Raw genomic sequence first — 16,276 nt, forward strand, 5'->3', positions numbered from 1 at the left:
GGAAAAAACATGTTGAACTATTTGATCAGTGCGGCTGCGGTCGCATCAGCTTTATCAGTAGCGACAGCTGTCGCTGCGCCATCAACCCGAGCATTAACTGGAAACCGCAAAACTACTCCTTTGTTGATGTGAATATTTATGGCCGAGGGTCATACAAACAGCTGATCCAGGCCAAAGAAGTGGTCGATATTGCCATAGAGTGGAATGCCTGGTCGGGCAAGGGAGGAGACAGCTACAAAGTATACTTTGATGATAAGGTGGTCAATGAAGGACAGCTGGCGAAAGGCACCACCAGCGGGGTGATCCGCTTCCCTTATCATAAATCAGGGCGTCATGAATTGCGTATTGCACTATGTGATGCGTCGGGCTGTGCCACCTCTGCCAGCAAGCCTATCGTGATCGCGGATACTGATGGCGGGCACCTGGAGCCTCTTAAGCTGAACGTCAACCCAAACAACAAGCAATATGACACTGATCCCAATACGGTGGTAGGCGCCTATTTTGTTGAGTGGGGGATATACGGCAGAAACTTTGATGTGACCCAAATCCCGGCAGATAACCTGACCCACCTTTTATATGGCTTTATTCCTATTTGTGGTCCGAATGACTCGCTGGCTGAGATAGAAAATGGCAATAGCCTGCACGCGTTAAAGTTGGCCTGCGGCAGCTCTGAAGACTATGAAGTGGTGATCCACGATCCCTGGGCTGCGGTGCAAAAGGCGCTGCCTGGGATCAGCAGTAAAGATCCAATTCGTGGCACCTACGCGCAATTAATGGCGCTGAAACAGCGTAACCCGGACCTGAAGATCTTACCTTCGGTGGGGGGCTGGACCTTATCCGATCCCTTCTTTGATTTCACGGACAAAGCAAACCGCGACACTTTTGTGAAGTCAATGCGCAAGTTCCTGACCACCTGGAAATTCTATGACGGCGTGGACATTGACTGGGAATTCCCCGGAGGTGATGGTGCTCACCCTGATTTGGGTTCCAGTACGGATGGCGAAACCTATGTATTGCTGATGAAAGAGCTCAGAGAGATGCTGGATGAGCTGGAAATTCAAACCGGTCGTGAATACGAATTAACTTCAGCCATAGGTACCGGCTGGGACAAAATCGAAGATGTTGACTATCGCGACGCTGCTCAGTACATGGACTATATCTTTGCCATGACCTATGACTTTTATGGTGGCTGGAACAATGAAACCGGCCATCAGACGGGTATTTACTGTGGTTCACATCTGAGTTCGGATGAATGCCGGGGCACGGGTGTTGATGATCAAGGTGAGGCAAGAAAAGGCCCTGCATATACGCTGGACAATGCTATTCAGTTGCTACTTAAACAAGGTGTGCCCAGCGAAAAACTCGTAGTCGGAGCAGCCATGTACGGACGTGGCTGGGAAGGGGTTTATCCAAAAAATGCCCAAATCGCAGATAACCCGATGACGGCACCAGCCAATGGTAAGTTACGAGGCAGCACGTCACAGGGCGTTTGGGAAGCGGGTGTCATTGACTATAAAGGCCTAAAAGCGCACATGATTGGCAGTGGTGAGCACGGCATTAATGGCTTTGAAGTGGGTTATGACACCACTGCCGAAGCTGCCTATGTGTGGAATCGCGATACAGGAACGCTGGTGACCTATGACAGCCCGCGTTCAGTCAGAGCTAAGGGAAAATATGTCCGTGAGCACAATCTGGGTGGTTTGTTCGCCTGGGAAATTGATGCGGATAACGGTGATATTCTCAATGCCATGCACGAAGGTTTGGCCGGGAAAGTGACTGAGCCGGTACCCGTGAATAAAGCACCCATAGTCACTATGCAGACCAACCTGACGCTGGCAGCGGGAGACATTTATATTCTGACTGCTGATGCGCGCGACCCCGAAGGTAAAGCGCTGACCTACCTTTGGTCAGGCGATGATCAGCTGCATCTGCAAAGCGAGCATGACAGCGTTATCGTGACGGCGCCCAATGTCTCTCAGGACTCTGTTTTTACTATCAACTTACAGGTCTCCGATGGGGTGAACCAGGTACAGCGACAAGTCAAAGTACAGGTAAAAGCGCCGGTAGTTGAAAACAAAGCCCCAATTGTTGGAGACATAGCGAGTATTAGTCTGGATGAAAAGACCAGCAAAACGCTGACTGTGAGTGCCACTGATCCGGAAGGTAAGACACTGAGCTATCGTTGGCATGTGCCTGGTCACACAACAAGCGGCCAGGGCGCATCTGTGACCCTGACCGCCTCCGAAGTAGATAAAACACAGACTGTGACTGGTACTGTGACTGTCACCGATGGCATCCACGAAGTGCAGCGTCAGTTTAACGTTACCGTGAAAAATCTGGCTGATACGCCTGATCCGACGCCAGGCGATGGCAACACCACCTGGGATGCCAACAAAGTGTATGTGGGTGGCGATAAGGTGTTCTACAAAGGCGTTGAATATCGCGCCCGCTGGTGGACACGAGGTGCGCTGCCCGCCAATGGCGGTGTGTGGCAGGAGATCATCCCAGACGATGGCAAAGTACGCGCATGGCGCAGTGACCTGGTTTATACCGGCGGTGACAAGGTTACGCATAACGGTGAAACCTGGCAGGCACGCTGGTGGACCCGAGGTCAGACGCCTGGCAGTAATGGCGTTTGGCGCAAGCTATAAATTAACTCACGCTTACGGATAACCCCAAAATAGCGCAGGGACGCGCTTCTATCAGACAAATAAAAACAACGAACAATAAGAGTATAATTATGTATAAGTTATCACCCATAGCGTCTTTTCTCGCCGCGATGTGCGTGTTTGGTGCTACAGCTAGCACCGCGCCAATCAGTGTCCACAGTAACAAGCAGCTGGAGTCACAACTGATCGAACAGTTGCAGCAGTCAACGCGCTTTTTTCAGTCCCGTCAGGCAAGTGCTCAGGCTGGCTTTGAATTTAAAACCCACAGCCGCAGCAAAGATGGCAAGCACCTTCGTCGCAGTCAGTATTACCAGGGAATACGGGTACATGGAGGGGAAATTGTGACCCATCATGATGCACAAAACCTGTTTAGTGTGTGGTTTTCACCTGAGGGGAATATAACAGGGGTCAGTGGTTCGGTGGTAGCGGCCCCAAAGCTGGATTCGGTGGTCGCATCAATTGATGAAGCACAAGCGCTGAGTAGCGCAAAGGCGAGTATTCCGGATCTCTTGCTCACGCATGATGAGCAGGTCGAACTGGTGGTTTATCCTTACCAGAATAGCTTTAGATTGGCATACATGATCACATTTTTTGCCGAGACAGAGCAAGCACCCAGCCGACCAGAGTTCTTTATTGATGCCCATAGTGCGGAGGTTTTGAGTCATGTTGAAACCCTAACCCACGGCAAAATTGGCACGGGCCCCGGCGGTAATGAGAAAATCGGCCGACACTATTTTGGTGAGGACAAACCTAAGTTTTATGCCACAGAACGTGCAGATGGGCGTTGTGCCCTGGCGCATGATGATATTCGTGTGATCGACATGGAACATGGCATCAGTAATGCAGAGACCTTTGTGTTTGATTGCCATGAGAACCAGCATAAGTCAGTTAATGGTGCGTATTCTCCGCTGAATGATGCCATGTATTATGGTAAAGCGACGCTGGAGATGTTCGATGACTGGTACAGCAGCCGCGCACTGGAAGGCGATTTGGTGATGAGGGTGCACTACCGAGAAAATTACCTCAATGCATTTTGGAATGGCAAAGAAGTGACGTTTGGCGACGGCAACTTGTCTCGTTATGGTGTGTATCCCTTTACATCATTGGGCGTGGTCGCCCATGAAATTGCCCATGGTGTGACGTCACAAAACTCCAAGCTCGTTTACAGCAGTATGTCTGGTGGTGTGAACGAAGCGTTTTCAGATATGACATCGGAAGCACTGGAGTGCTTTTTGAATCAAGACGCCGATGGCAGCTGCGAGGTCGATTGGTTAATAGGTGCCAGCATTTTCAAAAACCGTACAGCATTGCGTTATATGAATGACCCAACGAAAGACGGTAAGTCGATTGGTCATGCGGATGACTATACCGTGGGGCTGGATGTTCATTACAGTTCTGGGGTGTTTAACAAAGCATTTTATCACCTGGCAAATACATCAGGCTGGGGCGTGAAAAATGCCTATGAAGTGATGTTGCACGCCAACAAATACTACTGGGTTTACAACGGCAGTTTTGAATCTCTGGCTTGCGGTGTTACCGATGCTGCCGAGGAGCTGGGTTACGACACTAAAGATGTCGGCGCGGCGTTTAAACAAGTGGGGGTTTTTGCCTGTACAGAAAATAAAGCGCCGGAAATAACCATAACGAGCCCGGGTGAGGGCAGCCGCTTTAAGATTGAGTCAGAGTTGACCTTCAGTGCTGATGCAAAAGATGAGTATGGTGAGGTTGTTAAAGTCACTTTTGTTGTAAACGGTGAGCAATATCGGACATTAACTGCTGAGCCTTTTGAGGTGCACTGGCAAAGCGATGAAACCGGCACCTATCAACTCAGTGCGATTGTAGAAGACAATGAAGGTCTGACAGTAACCTCTGAGCCTGTGCGCTTTACCTTAATTGACCCTGCGCAATGCCAGACACCCCAGTGGAGAGAAAACCAGGTCTATGTCCAGGGTAATAAAGCGTCCTTTGATGGTTTTGAGTATACGGCTAAATGGTGGAACCGAGGTCAGAGCCCCGCGCATAACTCGGGTTCCTGGGGCGTATGGCAGCGCGGCGTTGAGTGTGGTATCAAAGCGGAGCAACCAAATCAGGCACCTGAACTGACCTTCTTATCACCAGATAATTACCTCGAAGTGAGTGAAGGCAGCAAGGTGGCGGTGGCATTAAATGCAACCGACAGAGATGGCACGATTAAACAGGTGCTAGTTAGTGTCAATGGGCAGTTGCTGAGTGAGCTTACTCAAGCACCTTATGCATTTCACTTCGACGCAAAACAAGCTGGAGAATACACCCTGAGTGCGGTTGCCATAGATAACAAGGGGGCCCGCTCCGCAGCAGTTTCACGCACAATCAAAGTGAATGCCATAAAAAGTGAGACCCATGCACCAGAGGTAACCCTGAACAGCCCCAAAAATGGCAGTGAGTTTGCACTGGGTCAGCCAATCGCACTACAGGTCAGTGCGTCTGATAAGGATGGGGACCTGGCTCAGATCCGCTATTTTGTTAATGGCAAACAGGTGGCAAGCAGTCACACAAAACCTTACTCTGCCTCGGTGTCTTTGAGCGAAGCGGGTACTTATGAGGTTTATGCGGTGGCCAGCGATAAAGGTGGGCTGCAAACTCGCTCAGCCACACACAACATAAATGTCAAAACAAAGACTCCTGGATGTCGAGTCGGTGCCTGGTCCGCTAATACGGTTTATACCGCGGGTGAACAGGTGAGTTATAACGGTCGGTTTTTCCAGGCCAAGTGGTGGACACGCAACCAGAATCCGGCCGACAATTCTAGCCGCTGGGCAGTGTGGAAAGTGATGGGGGCATGTAACTAAACTGACATTGGGGCCTGATCTGTCATTGACATCAGGCCCTCTCTTTGGAATGAAAAAACGAACTAAGCCCTTAAAAAGCGGCTGCACGTTACATTAGCAAACAGAGCATAGTGTTTAATTGTGCAATGAGTAACATTTAATAACACACAAGCCATTGTTACCAATACATATCCAGATAGAATATGACGTACTTGCAGTTTAAGGACAAGACATGATGAGGATGAAAACACTGGGTGTACTGGCGCTATCGGGCGTGTTAACAGGCTGTGGTTCTGGCAGCGATGGCACGGCTCCCGGGCAGGGGGGACAACCCAAGCCCAGCGAGAAAAATTCAAAAATAGTCACCCAAGGATTTGAAGTTCGCATTTACAATCGACTGGCGGAACAAGATACGCAAAACCCTGAATATAATCGGGACACGCCGTATCAGGTAACTGAGCAAGTGACCTATCAGGACATTGTTTTTGGTCTGGACACTCAAACTAAGTCGGTCACAACGGCATCCTGGCTTGATATACCTCATTCGTTTTCGTTGATCACAAAAGCCTATGCTTTGTCGCCCATACCGCCTCACACAGAAGAGGACATCGTCTCAATTGATATTACCTCAGCGTCCGACTTTAGCGAGGCCTATCCATCCGGTTCTAAGCTGAATGCGCTGTTTTCCGTGACTTATGCAGATACGCTGAATAAGTACTACAGCTATAAAAACGACGTGAAAACGTTTTTTACGGTTGAGGAGTATGTGCAATATGGTCAAGCCAATGGCGGGCTAAATGCCGGGTTTACACGTAATTTGATATTGAATACCGGGCCAGACTATCCAGTGAATATGACTTTTTATATCGAGATTGAACTGGACAATGGCAAAATTTTCTCCCTTGAAACACAAGACGTTGCCTTTAAAGGTGTGGATAATTAAAGGGGAGTTAAGTAAGTGCCATGGGGTCATATGAATGTTCGATTGACCTCAGATACAACCCGAGTCACAGTACCTGAACCTAAATCATAAAAACACAGGAGCCATACATGGCAGAACTATTGGCGCCATATCATCTTAGCATTTTGGTGCTCGGCCTGTCGGGTGCATTATTCTTAATCCAACTGGCGATTGTCGATATTGTCGCCATTAAGCAAAAGCATCCTCCGGGAGTCGCAGTTACTCAGGACCCGGATGACTGGCTATTTCGTTGTAACCGGGTATTTGCGAACAGTAATGAGACGCTCGGTATATTCGTGTTGGTCATACTCTTTGCCATGTTTTCCGGTGCGGATCCCTGGTGGCTGAATGCAATAGCCTTAACATACCTTGTCTCCAGGGTCGGGCACATGTTGTGTTACTACTTCGGCCAGAAAATATTGCGCAGCGTTGCATTTGGCGTCTGTTATCTGAGCCTGCTGGGTATATTTATCATTGGGTTATCAGCCTGGCCAAATTAAGTATGGGGTTTAAACTCATAATTTAAACTGGCTGGTTGCTGCGACCAGCCTGTCTGATGCTTCGTGCAGTCTGTGCGATACATCGTCAAGGTCAGCAAATGATGCATGTACCTGTTGTTGCCCTTCGTTCATCTGTTCAATGGTATCGGCAACCTGTGCGGCCACAGAGCTTTGCTGTTCTGTGGCCGACGCGATTTGATTATTCATCAACGTAATATTGGCAATCTTAGACTGTATCTCTTCCAGTGCTTGTCCTGCTTTTAATGCCCGGCTTTCATTACTTGCGGCTTGTTCATCGGCCTGGCTCATCATTTTAACACTGTGATCTGCCGCGTTTTGCAAGGAATCGAGCAGGGAGCGAATTTCAGTAGTGGCATCACCGGTGCGTGAGGCCAGAGTTCTGACTTCGTCAGCGACGACGGCAAAACCACGACCTTGTTCACCAGCCCGAGCGGCTTCAATGGCCGCATTAAGTGCGAGCAGGTTCGTTTGTTCCGCGATGGAGCTAATGACATCTAGGATAGACGACACGTTACCAGTGCCTTTGGCAAGATCATTAACGGCCTCGGCGGCATGACTGATCTGTTGGTTTAACTCTTTGGAATTGGCAATGGTGTCTGTAACCGCTGTCAGGCCGTTGTGGGCTTCCTGCTCGGTTTCATGTGCTGCGGTATTTGCCGCAGAGGCCGCTTCACTTATGCTGGCGATAGACTGAATAAGTTCATTGATAGATTGTTGTGTCTGTGATGCCTGAGCTGACTGAGTATTAGTAACTTCTCTCACTTTTTCGGTACTATGAACCAGTTTTTCTGAGGTATCTAACAAAGGTTGAGAAACCGACATCACGCCGTTAATGGCCGATGTCAGGGTATCCATAAACTTATTGAAGTTTTGCGCGGTGAGACCGAGTTCATCTTTGCCCAATACTTTTATACGTTGGTTCAAATCCCCGTGTCCTTCTGCAAGTTCACGTAAAGATGATCTGAGTTCGTTGGCGGTAAAGCTGATATTACGCGCCACCGACAGAGCCACAATGACAAGTAGGATGGTCAGCACCACGCCGGATTGAATTGACATCCATAGGCCGTCATTGCCGCTTTGATAGGCCTTCTTAATGGTTGACTGAAAAAGCGCATCGACGCTTTGCTGATAAGCGCTCAGATCGTTATCGGTTTGCTCAAACAGCTCCGATTTTTGTTTTGCTTTGGCAGGTAAGGTACTGAAGTCTATGGTGTCGTTGATCATGCCCTGCGCGATCTGCTCGGACAGCGCCTTATATTCTTCAATTGCGTTGAGTTGGCGCTGAATTTGTGTGGCATTGTCAAGGTCCAGCACGCGCAGTTCATCCAGGTTGGCTTTCAAGTCTTGCACCGTTTGAGACGCCTGGTTCAACACGTCATTGTCTGCAAAAGAGACGGCCTGACTGTAGAGCTCATCTGCGCGGCGGATAAGCACACTGTTTATGGTGGATAACTGGACGGTTTTGTAAATTTGCTTTTCCAGCAGCATAAGCTCTTTTTGTGTGCTTTTAAAGGCGAAGTAATTAATTAACAGGTTTGCGGTAAATACGGATACCGACAGAGCGACGATTAGACAAACTTTGTAAAATAACGGTAGGTTTTTAAACCATTGCATAACCTTAATCTCCAAGGGGAGGTGCTGTTTTTATATCTGCACCACAGCCCCGTTGTGCGCCGATAAGTTGTTCAGTCCACTATCAAGTTTTAGTCATAAGACAAGAAAAAGCCAATTGTTTAGTTAAATTTAACAAACTGCTCGTGTTGCCCAGTCTGGCCTTTGTTGGGCTGTATTCACTATTGTCTCAGAAATAGCACAATGTCCTACCTAACCACCTGTTAAAAATTGGCTAATTATTAACCTTTCTACTACTTTGAAGGGGAAGTTTGTGCACAAAACTTCTTGATTCTGCCACTCACATGAGGAAACGATTATGTCAATCTCCGTCAAGAAGGTGTGTTGTGCGGCCATGTATGGCGCCGCACTTCTGGGTATGGCCCAGTCCCTGCCTGTACATGCCGAAGTTGTTGTCATTGTTCATCCAAGCAATGATTCATCCTTTGATCAGGGTGAAATCAAAAAGATATTCCTAGGAAAAACAAAGTCTTTTTCTAATGGACGCAATGCGATTCTGATCAGTGCCAGTGCTGATGACCCAGCGACTGACGAATTTAATGAAAAGGTGATAGGCCGCTCCAGCAGCCAGGTAAAAGCCTACTGGTCTAAAATTCTGTTCACAGGTAAGGGGACTCCTCCGCAGGAGATGAGTTCGGCTCAGGAGGTGATCTCGACTGTGGCTTCAAACCCCGATGCGATCGGATATATTGACGCGAGTGCTGCAACAGACTCGGTCAAGGTTGTTGCGAAATTTTAATAGGACATAATCATGAAAAAATTATTAGCATTCTCATCTTGTTTGTCTTTATTACTGTCAGCATCGGCCATGGCTGAGATGCGGATAAGTGGATATGGTTCTATCATTGCCGGTAAAACCCTGGGTACGGTGGATGACCCGCTCAAACCCGGACAAACCCGCGATGAAATATTGACCGCTGACTTTTATGATGTGGGTCAGTATGACAATGATATCACCTTTAATGCCGAGTCAATTTTAGCTGTTCAGGCTGTGGTCGATTTGAATGAAAAGTTCTCAGTGACGGCGCAGCTGGTCGCCAAAGGAGTCGACGATTTTGAGCCCGAATTCGATTGGTACTATGTTACTTATCAGGCCTCAGATCAGCTTACCCTGATGGCAGGACGCCGTAACATCCCCATGTACTATTTTTCTGAGTTTTCAGAAGTCGGCTATGCTTACCCCTGGATGCGGCCCCCTGCAAACTTATATTGGTGGCAGGTTACTCAGTTTAACGGGGTCCATGCAATGTATAGCTTTGACCTGGGTGATTACAGCAATACACTGACCTTTTTCTACGGTAACGAGTATTCCGACGATAACGTCGAAATGCTCTACTACGATAAGCTGTATGGTGGTAATGCGCGTACCGTCAATGAATTCTGGACCGATATTACCGGGATGAACTGGAATATTTCGGGCGACAACTTTGACCTGAGATTTGTTTATTTCCAGAACGACCGCGACAGGGAGACCATTCAGCAAGATGGCAGTATTGACCCATATACGCCATTTTCTCAGACCTTTATTGGCCTGGGTGGGAGCATCAATTTAAGTCAGTTCACGGTACTTTTTGATGCAAACTTTGTTGACTACGATGACGATCTGGGCACTGAATTTCCTACCTATCTGGTTTCTCTCGTCTATCACTGGGATGATATTCAACCCTATGTATCTTATTCAAAAGCAGACCATGAACGCTCCAAAGTCCCGACAGAAGATTTGGAAGAGCACTACATGCTGAGCTTTGGTGTTCGCTATGACTTTATGCCTAAGGCTGCTTTCAAAGTCCAGTATGACAAGTTTGTCGATCAGGGCGATGTGCCTAACGGTTGGGCCTATCACGGCGATTCGCGCACCATCAGTATGGGTGTCGATTTTGTCTTTTAGTCCTGTATTCGCGCTGAATGGTCCAGACCGTTTCAGTGGTTAAGCTATGTGACCTTGTTAAATACTCTCAGCCCGATATCACTTTGCCGATTTCGGGCTTTTATTACCCCTGCGTTTTTAGCCTTGTTAGTACTATCCTCAGTGTTGTTATCTTAAAAATACAATGATTTATGATTCCTACATTTGCTCTTTTCGTACTAACGTATCAGATTGTGAAACTGATCAACTACATTTGAATAGAGGAAGCTTTGTTCAAGCAAGGCTTCCATCAGCCCTTCACGTTTTGCTTTGATAATGGCCGCTTCCAATGCCTCTTTGTCGGCCAGACAAGGGCTTTGGTTAGACAGGGCAAGGTACACAGGGTTGATTTGCACAGGTTCAGGTAACATGGCAAGGGGTAAAGACTGCTCACTATACACATTCAACCAACTGCTAATGGCCTGCCACTGTGGGGCAATAAAGTAATCAATCCGACCCAGCGCCAGCATTTTAAGGGCTTTTTCAACGCTATCCGCCGTCGTCAGGGTCAGCTGGGTGAGATCAAATCCGGTGTGGCTATGTGTGGCTGATTTAGCTTCACGTAACGCTGCGCCTCTGAGTGGCAAAAGTGCATGCAAGTTACGCAGCGGTATTTCTCGGCGACGATAAAACACACTGTGTGCAGACGTTGTCAGAGGAGGCTCTAAATAGGTAAACCAGTCTGGCGGATAGTGGGTGTGTTGCAAACCAACCAGCAAATCAATATGGCCATCTCTTGCCCATTGAATGGCTCTGAGCCAGGGCATGGGCTTTGCTATTTTTATTTGCGTTTGCTTAGGCAAAATTTGCCGAACAAAATCAAACCCGATACCACGTAAACTGTCTTCACTAATAGCATAGCTGATGGGAGGGGCATCAGGGCTACCGCCTATGCGTATTTCAGAGCACATCGCAAAACTGTATTTGCTAACCAATAAGCAAAGTAATAAAAGGGCTATAACATAGGAGCGTTGCACAATTTTACCACTTACTAAAGTGAAGGCTGTTATTAGTTATAGCTCAATTCTGTTTGCTTTTCGCGGTGCGACTATGGCTCATGCCGTTCTCAGGCTTAATAATCGTAGGCGCTAACACGTTAAAAGAGATAATTAGAGCACTGTCTCTTAACCCTGTTTATTCTGGTATTTAATTTAAGTTATAGCGCGAATAATGATGCCGGGATCAGTGATCCCTTCTTTTTTCAGCGCTTCCTGAATGTTTTTGATCATGTCAAAATACTGCTCCTGCAACTGCATCAGGTACTGGCTTTTCATTTCTGTCAGTTGCTGAGTTGCCTCATCGGGTTCTCGCTCTGTTTGCAATGCCATTAACTCTTCTTTGAGTAAGGTCATTTCTTCTTTGAGCTTTTCCAGACGTTCCAGCATACGCTGAATATAGGCAGGGACATCTTCAAACTCCTCAGCGTCTTCTTTGGCTTTTTCCCCGGACAGTACATGCTTGTCTTCATTAGATAAAGTGATGCCCTGGGCTTCTTCTGCGGTATCTGTTGCAGACGGCGTCGTCTGTTGTTCTTTGGTTGCAGCCACTTCGTCTGTCGCGGTGGCTGCAGGTTTACTCTGAAAAGCGGTAATGTCTCTGGATGTCTGGTGAATTATAAATGTCATAGCACTTTCCCTGATCACGCTTGGCTAAACATACAAAGTATCGATTAATACTTTTATCTTAATTTATATCGACATTTAATTGGACATCTTTAGGACAAAAGTCACGACAAGTGCGACGGCCTGCGCCAGAATTTATCTTTTAATATCGGGAGGGCGCCAAGCAAAATCAATAAATAAGCACCAGAGAAAGGCATTATGATCGCCAGTATCACACCAAATAAGGTGAGTGAGGGGGCAAATAGCCCTGGCACGGGTATCTGATATGTGCTGAGTTGACGCAGCACAGAGCCAAGGAGTAAAAACAACACCCCACTGCTTAGAAACCACACGATGGCTTCGCGGTCAAATAGCAAACTGCCGTTGACGACGGTCGTGGCGAACCAGCCTTCCCGATGCATTGCGGTGAGTACCTCCCAGCCCATCAAGATACCGACCAGGTTGTGAAGCAGGCCTGTGAATATCAGCCCATTTCCTAAAAAAGCGGCGCGATTCATAATAATGTCTCCAGTTGCGTTTTTGCCTGTTGGGAACTCAGTGTCAGACAGTCCTGTACGGACAGCCGAGGGTAGAGTTGCTGTAGTCCCAGAAAACTGGCATAGCTGGTGGTTGCCAGTTGTTCTGCCTGAGTTGGCTCCAGACCTAATTCAAGGTAACAGGTTTTAAGGTAATGCTGGCGCTGAGCGTCGATGGTGCACAAGTGATGCTGGATGCTGGTATCTTTCAGGGCCCAGGCACGTATATGCAGTTCGGCTTCTATGTCAGTGGCTGCAATGGCCTCATCGAGGCGTTCCAGTCTGGTCATGGGGCAGGGTTGCGTATCGGCAATGCTAATCAGGCGTGCAGTGGCTTGCTCATACCAGTAAGTCATCAGTGCATCGATAAAAGCCTGGCGATTTTTAAAGTGATGATAAAAAGAGCCTTTAGTCACTTTTTTACGGCTGCACAAGCGGTCTATGGTCAGGGCGTCCGGCCCGTTGCGGATCAGGGTTTTTAGCGCAAATACCAGCCAACTTTGTTTTGCATCGCTCATAATCTGCCCGCCTTCTTGGCATTGTGAATAACACATCGCGCGATGACATAATGAAAGGGCAAAATGGCAGTGAGATAAGTGCGGCCAATTAACGTTTTTGGATTGACCAAGGTAGATATTACCACAGTATTTTGCTGTTTTTTAACGCTCAGGTAAAAGTCCATATGGCGATCCTCAGCGCTGCTGATGATCTCGTCAGGGTGCTTTTCGCAAACGTTCAGAAAACCTGCCTGATCGCCAACATCCAGCTCATCACTGGCAGGCTCCATCGTGTCTTGCCCTACTGAAAAGCCAAATACAGCGACTAACTTATTTCTGAGTCGCATCAATTGTGTTACCCAGCCGGGCATAGTATTAAAAATCCGGTATTGCAGCTGAGAAGGTGTTAAGGATGGTGTATCGAGTGTGACCTGTAGTGCGTCACGAAAATGGTGTGTACGTGCTTTGGCCTGAAGGCGATCGTGCTCAGGCTTCAGGCTCAAGATCTGACTGAACATAAAACAACTCCGTTTGATGATAACTGAACATACCGTACTGTATGGTATGTTTTTCTGCAACAGTTTTGCGTGTTTTTTATTCGAGAGTAATAAACGGGGCGCAAGCCGGGTCAGTGGTAATGACCCGGCAAAAAAGCGTAGCTTAGAAAGTCCAGGCCAGGTGCACCTGAGGCACTGACTCGTTGGTGTCTGTGCCCAGTTTATTGCGCCAGTACTGCCATTCGATACCCAGCATCAGCTGGTTTTCGGGCATCTCCAGTGCATGACCCAGATCCCAGCGCAGAATAGGCTGCGCCAGTAGCCAGCCTTTCACATCACCGCCCACTTCGTTATCACGGCCAGTAATGTACTCAACATGACCTGTAAACTCGAACTTTTGTCCGCCAATGGTAAACGGGTAGCCCCAGGCCACATCCAGCATATAACTGTTGGTCTCTTTCGGCGCGCCGCCAGCATTAACGCCGCGACTGTCGTCGATGTAACCTGTCAAAGTAGTAGAGAAGAAATTAAACCCATCGATATTCCAGGAAAGTTTCACGCCAGGCAGGTACTTCATGACCTTGGCATCGCCCGCGGCGTTAAAGCCCATTACAAGACCGACGTCCTGTAGTGGAGAGTTATCAAACTTCAGATCTGCCAGTTTCCCCAGGCTAAATGTAGAGTACCACTCGCCGTAAAAGTCGCCATCCTGATAACCATCGTCCAGATCGTCTGAGCTGTAATCGATAAAGAAAAAGTTATCTCCATAACGGTAACCGGAAGCATGCTGCAGAGAGTAAATCGTCTGATTGGCTTTTTGCTGACTAAATGGGTTTTTAAATTCACCGTGATTGAGGTGTAGTTGAGTGTTGCTCCAGTCAGCCGCCACAGCCGTACCAGCACTAAGCATAAGACTCAGAGTGAGCGCAGAAAAAAGTGGTGTTTTCATTGTTTCTCGTGTGTATGGGGTTATAAACAGCTGAATTATAAACGCAAATCAACAAACAAGGGGAATAAAAACACGCATTTTCTTGGTTTAGGACAAATAATGGCATCCTCAGGATGCCATTAAAGAGGGGGACTTAGTCTTTATGACGGCGCAAACATATAACGGCAATGGCCGTAAACGCCAGAATAAAGCAGTAAAAGGACGAGGTAGAGACTTCCCACGGACTGATCTTAAAGGTCGCACCCAGCAATAAAGCCTGTGCGCCATAAGGCAGCGAGCCCTGCATGACACAGGCAAAAATATCCAACAGGCTGGCAGAGCGCTTACCAGAGATCTCACCATCATCCGCCAGCTTTTTAGCAACCGGGCCGGCAACAATAATACTCACTGTGTTGTTGGCGATGCACAGGTTACTGGTGAGCACCAGCGCGGCAATACCTAACTGATCGGCCACTTTTCTGTGCCATTTGGCAATGATGGCCGTGATTGCCTGGATCTTGTGAGCCAGATAGTCCAGCCCGCCATTGACGCGAATAAACTCAGACAAACCGCCGATAAACATAGATAACAGGAAAATTTCCTGCATATCACTGAAGCCTTTGTACACGTCTTTGACAAATGCAGCGCCCTGATAATCCCCCGTGAACCCCATGAGTGCGGCAAAGATAATACCACTAAAGAGCACCACAAAGACGTTAATGCCTATCACTGCCAGTACCAAAATAAAGGCATAGGGCAGCACCAGCAGCCAGTCAAATGGCTTGGTTTCAACCGCCTGTGGTTCAGGTGTTAAAAACACCAGTAATGCAACAGTAAGCGCAGCAGCAGGCAGGGCAATTTTCAGGTTTTCTCTGAACTTGTCTTTCATTTCACAACCCTGAGTACGAGTTGCTGCAATGGTGGTATCAGAAATGATAGACAGGTTATCACCAAACATCGCACCGGAGACAATAGTACCTGCCATCAGGGCGGGATCGATACCGGTTTTAACAGATACCGCATAAGCAATTGGGCCGATGGCACCGATAGTACCCATGGACGTTCCCATAGCCGTTGAAACCACTGCCGCGATCAAAAACAGCCCGGGTAACAACAGGCTTGGCGGGATCAGCGATAAACCAGCATTGACGACGGCATCAACGCCGCCCGTCGCGCTGGCCACCGACGAGAACGCACCGGCGAGCAAGTAAATTAAACACATGGTGATGATATTGCTGTGTCCGGCGCCTTTAATAAAAGTTTCAACGCTCTGGTTGATGGTGCCTTTGTTGATCCAAAACGCGATCACTATGGCGGGCAAAATGGCAACCGGTGCCGGTAGCTGATAGAAAGCATAGTCGACGCCCTGTGATTGCAGGTACAGACCTGCGCCCAGGAACAGGCCAACAAAGGTTAAAAGTGGTAGCAAAGAAAGCTTTGCTTGTGTGTGATTTAAGTTTGGCTGCATAGCACTCCCCAAAAACTAACCACAGCCAACGAATCCATTATTAGCTGCATTTAAACTACATCGCCCGCAATAATTGAAATCGGCGAGGGCGGAAGTTTATATGGTTAGACGTCCAAAGTCCATGGTGTTTAGTTATTATATTAATCTACCTGTCTGAGCACATGACTTTGAACCTGAGCAGAGGTTGCGACAGCTGAAAACCCCATTGTAAAGGGGGCGAGACCTCAATAGTCGGACCTAAGTGATGAGCACG

At 47.9% G+C, this 16,276-nt stretch carries 13 protein-coding genes and 1 pseudogene; 6 read left to right on the forward strand and 8 right to left on the reverse strand.

Translation table 11 applies throughout. The features are described from left to right. Positions 1 to 9: 9 nt before the first annotated feature. The 4 genes and pseudogenes from ELR70_RS13720 (at position 10) to ELR70_RS13735 (ending at position 6,937) form a co-directional block, all read left to right on the forward strand. A pseudogene (locus tag ELR70_RS13720) lies at positions 10 to 2,651 on the forward strand (glycosyl hydrolase family 18 protein). Positions 2,652 to 2,740: 89 nt separating this feature from the next. After that, positions 2,741 to 5,497: an Ig-like domain-containing protein gene (locus ELR70_RS13725; RefSeq protein WP_054017165.1), complete on the forward strand. Its 2,757-nt coding sequence runs from the start codon at positions 2,741 to 2,743 to the stop codon at positions 5,495 to 5,497. Between the two features lie 211 nt (positions 5,498 to 5,708). Then, on the forward strand, positions 5,709 to 6,419 hold the full coding sequence (locus ELR70_RS13730; RefSeq protein WP_054017166.1) for a hypothetical protein: 711 nt from the start codon (positions 5,709 to 5,711) through the stop codon (positions 6,417 to 6,419). A 107-nt stretch (positions 6,420 to 6,526) separates the two neighbouring features. After that, positions 6,527 to 6,937 carry an MAPEG family protein gene (locus ELR70_RS13735; RefSeq protein ID WP_054017167.1) on the forward strand — a complete coding sequence of 137 codons (411 nt, stop codon included), beginning with the start codon at positions 6,527 to 6,529 and terminating at the stop codon, positions 6,935 to 6,937. A gap of 15 nt (positions 6,938 to 6,952) precedes the next feature. On the opposite strand, the gene ELR70_RS13740 is transcribed toward ELR70_RS13735, so the two are convergent. Then, positions 6,953 to 8,572, reverse strand: a complete 1,620-nt coding sequence (locus ELR70_RS13740) for a methyl-accepting chemotaxis protein (protein WP_054017168.1) — start codon at positions 8,570 to 8,572, stop codon at positions 6,953 to 6,955. A 352-nt stretch (positions 8,573 to 8,924) separates the two neighbouring features. Between ELR70_RS13740 and ELR70_RS13745 the strand changes: the two genes are divergently transcribed. Beyond that, positions 8,925 to 9,329, forward strand: a complete 405-nt coding sequence (locus ELR70_RS13745; protein ID WP_054017169.1) for a substrate-binding domain-containing protein — start codon at positions 8,925 to 8,927, stop codon at positions 9,327 to 9,329. A gap of 12 nt (positions 9,330 to 9,341) precedes the next feature. Next, on the forward strand, positions 9,342 to 10,478 hold the full coding sequence (locus ELR70_RS13750; protein WP_054017170.1) for a hypothetical protein: 1,137 nt from the start codon (positions 9,342 to 9,344) through the stop codon (positions 10,476 to 10,478). A 197-nt stretch (positions 10,479 to 10,675) separates the two neighbouring features. Here the strand turns inward: ELR70_RS13750 and ELR70_RS13755 are convergent, their stop codons facing one another. From ELR70_RS13755 to ELR70_RS13785, 7 genes are all read right to left on the reverse strand, one after another. Next, on the reverse strand, positions 10,676 to 11,407 hold the full coding sequence (locus tag ELR70_RS13755) for a transporter substrate-binding domain-containing protein (protein WP_054017171.1): 732 nt from the start codon (positions 11,405 to 11,407) through the stop codon (positions 10,676 to 10,678). Positions 11,408 to 11,647: 240 nt separating this feature from the next. After that, the gene (locus ELR70_RS13760) at positions 11,648 to 12,121 is read right to left on the reverse strand and encodes a hypothetical protein (protein ID WP_054017172.1); all 474 of its coding nucleotides are present in this window, start codon (positions 12,119 to 12,121) and stop codon (positions 11,648 to 11,650) included. Positions 12,122 to 12,222: 101 nt separating this feature from the next. Further along, positions 12,223 to 12,615 carry a DUF6463 family protein gene (locus ELR70_RS13765; RefSeq protein ID WP_054017173.1) on the reverse strand — a complete coding sequence of 131 codons (393 nt, stop codon included), beginning with the start codon at positions 12,613 to 12,615 and terminating at the stop codon, positions 12,223 to 12,225. Then, the gene (locus tag ELR70_RS13770; protein ID WP_054017174.1) at positions 12,612 to 13,151 is read right to left on the reverse strand and encodes a TetR/AcrR family transcriptional regulator; all 540 of its coding nucleotides are present in this window, start codon (positions 13,149 to 13,151) and stop codon (positions 12,612 to 12,614) included. Before ELR70_RS13770 ends, ELR70_RS13765 begins: the two co-directional genes overlap by 4 nt. Then, positions 13,148 to 13,648 (reverse strand): DUF2867 domain-containing protein, encoded by a 501-nt coding sequence (locus tag ELR70_RS13775; RefSeq protein WP_054017175.1) that lies wholly within the window; start codon positions 13,646 to 13,648, stop codon positions 13,148 to 13,150. Before ELR70_RS13775 ends, ELR70_RS13770 begins: the two co-directional genes overlap by 4 nt. 142 nt (positions 13,649 to 13,790) lie before the next feature. Then, entirely contained in the window at positions 13,791 to 14,576 is a 786-nt protein-coding gene (locus ELR70_RS13780; RefSeq protein ID WP_054017176.1) for a nucleoside-binding protein, read from the reverse strand. A 133-nt stretch (positions 14,577 to 14,709) separates the two neighbouring features. Next, positions 14,710 to 16,023 (reverse strand): Na+/H+ antiporter NhaC family protein, encoded by a 1,314-nt coding sequence (locus ELR70_RS13785; protein WP_054017177.1) that lies wholly within the window; start codon positions 16,021 to 16,023, stop codon positions 14,710 to 14,712. Positions 16,024 to 16,276: the final 253 nt, after the last annotated feature.

The sequence above is a fragment of the Pseudoalteromonas sp. R3 genome, assembly GCF_004014715.1.
Lineage (GTDB): Bacteria > Pseudomonadota > Gammaproteobacteria > Enterobacterales > Alteromonadaceae > Pseudoalteromonas.

What these genes read in the sequence shown, in the direction of transcription:
- ELR70_RS13775 (WP_054017175.1), bottom strand. Translation starts at nt 13,648, where the DNA reads ATGTTCAGTCAGATCTTGAGCCTGAAGCCTGAGCACGATCGCCTTCAG.
- ELR70_RS13730 (WP_054017166.1), top strand. Translation starts at nt 5,709, where the DNA reads ATGATGAGGATGAAAACACTGGGTGTACTGGCGCTATCGGGCGTGTTA.
- ELR70_RS13765 (WP_054017173.1), bottom strand. Translation starts at nt 12,615, where the DNA reads ATGAATCGCGCCGCTTTTTTAGGAAATGGGCTGATATTCACAGGCCTG.
- ELR70_RS13785 (WP_054017177.1), bottom strand. Translation starts at nt 16,023, where the DNA reads ATGCAGCCAAACTTAAATCACACACAAGCAAAGCTTTCTTTGCTACCA.
- ELR70_RS13760 (WP_054017172.1), bottom strand. Translation starts at nt 12,121, where the DNA reads ATGACATTTATAATTCACCAGACATCCAGAGACATTACCGCTTTTCAG.
- ELR70_RS13725 (WP_054017165.1), top strand. Translation starts at nt 2,741, where the DNA reads ATGTATAAGTTATCACCCATAGCGTCTTTTCTCGCCGCGATGTGCGTG.
- ELR70_RS13770 (WP_054017174.1), bottom strand. Translation starts at nt 13,151, where the DNA reads ATGAGCGATGCAAAACAAAGTTGGCTGGTATTTGCGCTAAAAACCCTG.
- ELR70_RS13745 (WP_054017169.1), top strand. Translation starts at nt 8,925, where the DNA reads ATGTATGGCGCCGCACTTCTGGGTATGGCCCAGTCCCTGCCTGTACAT.
- ELR70_RS13735 (WP_054017167.1), top strand. Translation starts at nt 6,527, where the DNA reads ATGGCAGAACTATTGGCGCCATATCATCTTAGCATTTTGGTGCTCGGC.
- ELR70_RS13755 (WP_054017171.1), bottom strand. Translation starts at nt 11,407, where the DNA reads ATGTGCTCTGAAATACGCATAGGCGGTAGCCCTGATGCCCCTCCCATC.
- ELR70_RS13780 (WP_054017176.1), bottom strand. Translation starts at nt 14,576, where the DNA reads ATGAAAACACCACTTTTTTCTGCGCTCACTCTGAGTCTTATGCTTAGT.
- ELR70_RS13740 (WP_054017168.1), bottom strand. Translation starts at nt 8,572, where the DNA reads ATGCAATGGTTTAAAAACCTACCGTTATTTTACAAAGTTTGTCTAATC.
- ELR70_RS13750 (WP_054017170.1), top strand. Translation starts at nt 9,342, where the DNA reads ATGAAAAAATTATTAGCATTCTCATCTTGTTTGTCTTTATTACTGTCA.